Below are 3,573 nucleotides of genomic sequence, written 5' to 3' on the forward strand. Positions count from 1 at the left end.
TAATCTTAACCCACCAATACCCCTACCCAATAGTTACCCTGTTTCTAATAACTGTCCACCAGGGTAGTAATCAAGCCACCATAAGTTATTTGTCTTATTCATTTCTGTAGCCATAACTCTCTTACCGGCACCAATCACTACTGTGGTAAACAGTAGTCTTACTGATAACAATCTACCCTTTAGCAATCACCACTCATTATAGTTTCAGTAATCACCCCTTCTTTATTATATTAATACCAATCCAACACATTCAGCACAATGCAAACACCCCAATCAACAGTACCAGACAGTCGTTACATGCAATAAGAACCACAAACACTCACTCTGGAATTATCTTTTTCAATAACAGAAGAAAAGACATTTCATCATCTCAAATAACCCCAGCCAGATTAACCTCTGAATCATCACTACCCACAGAAGCCCTCCCACCTGCTTCTGAGCAACGAAATGAAAATATTCACAGGTGACCATACCTGCGTCAGAAAATGTATCCTGAGGCGAACCAGGCACAATGATGAGGTGAAAACGAGGGCGTACAGAAGAACGAAAAAGAGGTTAAAGTGGTGCTTTACAAGCCAGGATGCAGTCACCAATACCGTAAATAGAGCGTACAACAAAGAAAAAACAGTGAAAACAGCCACTGCATAACAATGATAATACGACATAAAAACCCACATAAAACCATCACCTAACTTCACGATGACTACCAGATGTATTTTTTAGTGACGATAAAACCACCATCATGCTACTGTATAGCTACAAACACCACGACATCGTAGTTTATATTTAGGATGAATATATGGTTATTTACGATCGCAACCACAAACAAACACCGATAAAGACCCGCGACATCCGAATCTGCAGTTTTTATCTTGACTGGTTAGGCATAAATAAAAACATCAGAACAGAAGGCGTTAATCGTCAGGATGCAGGCAGCTGCCATCAGGCAGTTAATCATCTCCTCAATCAGTACTATCCTGATAAAGAACAGCAAGACAGACTCCTGGAAGAAATGCATACCGCCTGCGACGAGAATATCTTACCGGCTGACCGTTTTGACTGGCTTGAATGCGACGAACGGGCCGCATTCTGGATGTGGGGTTATCTCTGTGAAGCGAGTGACTATCAGCTTGGTATTTCTCGATCAAGAGATGCTCCTTTCGGTCAGAACTGGTATCAGTTCCTTCAGCTAAATAAATCGCCGACAAGTCATCAGGAACGAATGCAACTTATCTTCAATTTCTTTGACTTGATATTTATTCCGACCCCGCCGGTGAATCGGCTTAAGAATCAGGTAATGGACAGGCTCAAAGACCAGTGGAAAAATATTTACAGCAAACCCGCCCCGCTAAAATGGTTACCTGATGAGGAAGAAGCGGTACTGTGGGCGTGGAATAGCCTTAAATCGCTACAGGAAGAAAAGAACACGCCCAATGGTGGGTTCTCATTCAGTCTGTCATCACCGGGATTGAGCACCTGGTTTACGCCACTGAGTCATTCTGAACGCTGCCTTGCTCTGCGTGGTGCAATTGATTTATGGGATGATACACCGGATACCAGACGGCTATTTCTGCTGAATCTGAATAAAGCCTGGAACCAGCAAAAACTGCGTCAGTCACGTACCGATAAAAAAGCCCTTAACACCTATCTGAAGAATGAAACCAAAATGCGGCTGGATTTACTGGCCGCCCATCACGATATTCGCATCAGTGATATGCTCGAAAAATTGATTAACGCCCACTACCTGAAAACCTTTTCCGGGGAATAATACCGTTGTGATGAGGCCGGGGAATGAACCCGGCATCAAAAACGCAACCAGACCTGCATTCAAAAAAATCTCAGACCTATATTACCTCCATGAGAACGGCAGCCACTATCGCTGCCGTTTTGTTATTTACTCATGGAGGTTAATGTGTCTGATAAGAACAAACGGGGTTCTGGTGCCCTGCCGCTACCCTTGTTCCCTCTCCCCGGTGTACTGCCCTGCAAAATACCCGAGTGCATGCTTCCCCCGTTCCGGCGCTGCCATCGCCACATTCCCTGTTCCGGTATCAGGGCCGTTTTTATACACGGCCCGCCTGTTTATTCAGGAGGCTTCATTGCCAGTAATAAGGGAAAAAGAAATGGATTGTCCGAATTGCGGTTCGCAAAATATACGACTGCGCCATGTGGGTAAAAAGACGGGAGGGGTCATTGGCGCAACAGCCGGAGGCCTTGCCGGGCTTGAAGGAGCCTCCGCCGGTGCGCTGATTGGTTCAGTCATCCCCGTGGTCGGTACGATAGCCGGAGGGCTCATTGGTTTTCTGTCCGGCGCCTGTGCGGGCGCGGTGGCAGGCTCTCTGGCCGGAGAACAACTGGACGGAACCGTCTTTGATGAATACAGCTGCACGCAATGTGAGCATATCTTCAGTGCACCGTAACGTTAATAAGGGTCAGCCCATCCTGCACAAAGCCTGAGCCGCTGACCGTACTCGCTACGGCACGACTGATGACAGGGCGTGTCAGCATGCTGTCGTCATTTCAGCTACCTGGCACTAACCCTTTGTTAATTCTCCTGTTTAATGAAAGATGAATTTTACTTTTTCTTTTCCGCCATTACGGGGGATGGACATAACGTGTCCCTCCCCTCCCGCATAATAACCGCATGAAATATCAACCTATTTATCGCACACGGAGCGTCCATGCAACGACCCGATGAAGAGGCCCGCTACGACCGGCTGGCCGTCAGATTGTCGGTCATTATCAGCCGGTTAATGGCCGGAGAAACGCTGACCCTTCAGACACTGTCCGGTGAGTTTGGTGTATCGATACGCACCCTGCGTCGTGACTTACATCAGCGGCTGGTCCACCTCGACATTATCGGGGAGAACGGCACGTATCGGCTCAGTGAGAGCGCCACGCGCGATCACTCTCCGGGGGCCGTTTCCTTTGCCCGCAGTACCGGTATCGCACGCATTATCCCGTCGCAGAACCGGCAACTGATGCACCTTCTGATGAATGAAACGGGCACCTCACCCTGCTTTATCTGGCACGACTTACCGTCAGCATGGACACAGGCTGACAGTTTTCATCGTCTGGCCGAAGCCATTTGCCATCACCGGGTGGTCAGTCTGCTGGTCGGCGGTGTCCGTCACGATGAGCAGGAACCTTACCGCCTGATTTACCGGCATCAGCACTGGTATCTGGTCGTCTGCTGCCGGGGGAGCCTCCGGGTGTTCCGGCTGGAAGACATTATCTCTGCTTCACTCTCAGAGCAAACCTTCCGTCGCCGGAGCGAAATCAGCTCGCTCATTACTGAAGAGGGATTTATCAGCGCACTACCCCACTTTCGCTTTATCAGTGATGTCATTCACACCTTCAGGGAACAACACCCTGAACATCCATCCAGACCCAAAGGAGTCAAATCGTGAAACCTGTCGCAGGCCCTCTGCTGCTCTTCACCCTGCTGTTGTCTGCCGCAACCCTGAGCGGCTGTGGCGACAAAAATGAACGCGAGTTTATCCAGGGATGCAAATCAGGCGGCGGTACTACCGCCGTCTGCGGATGTATCTGGGATGACCTCAAAACGAAATA

Annotated in this window: 3 protein-coding genes; all 3 read left to right on the forward strand. The window is 48.8% G+C overall.

What is annotated here, in order from left to right; all coding sequences use genetic code 11:
- The first annotated feature begins 799 nt into the window (after window positions 1–799).
- The 3 genes from ADK28_RS16680 to ADK28_RS16690 all read left to right on the forward strand — a co-directional run bounded on the left by ADK28_RS16680 (window position 800) and on the right by ADK28_RS16690 (window position 3,410).
- Window positions 800–1,768, forward strand: a complete 969-nt coding sequence (locus ADK28_RS16680) for a hypothetical protein (RefSeq protein WP_048796152.1) — start codon at window positions 800–802, stop codon at window positions 1,766–1,768.
- 331 nt (window positions 1,769–2,099) lie between these two features.
- The gene (locus ADK28_RS16685; protein WP_239686252.1) at window positions 2,100–2,420 is read left to right on the forward strand and encodes a complement resistance protein TraT; all 321 of its coding nucleotides are present in this window, start codon (window positions 2,100–2,102) and stop codon (window positions 2,418–2,420) included.
- Between the two features lie 261 nt (window positions 2,421–2,681).
- Complete coding sequence (locus ADK28_RS16690) at window positions 2,682–3,410, forward strand: helix-turn-helix transcriptional regulator (RefSeq protein ID WP_023336632.1); 729 nt, start codon at window positions 2,682–2,684, stop codon at window positions 3,408–3,410.
- Window positions 3,411–3,573: the final 163 nt, after the last annotated feature.

Origin of the sequence: Serratia sp. 506_PEND, from assembly GCF_001076875.1 — a bacterium.
Classification (GTDB): domain Bacteria; phylum Pseudomonadota; class Gammaproteobacteria; order Enterobacterales; family Enterobacteriaceae; genus Serratia; species Serratia marcescens.

Coding starts and splice junctions, on each gene's coding strand:
- ADK28_RS16680 (WP_048796152.1), top strand. CDS start 800: ATGGTTATTTACGATCGCAACCACAAACAAACACCGATAAAGACCCGC.
- ADK28_RS16690 (WP_023336632.1), top strand. CDS start 2,682: ATGCAACGACCCGATGAAGAGGCCCGCTACGACCGGCTGGCCGTCAGA.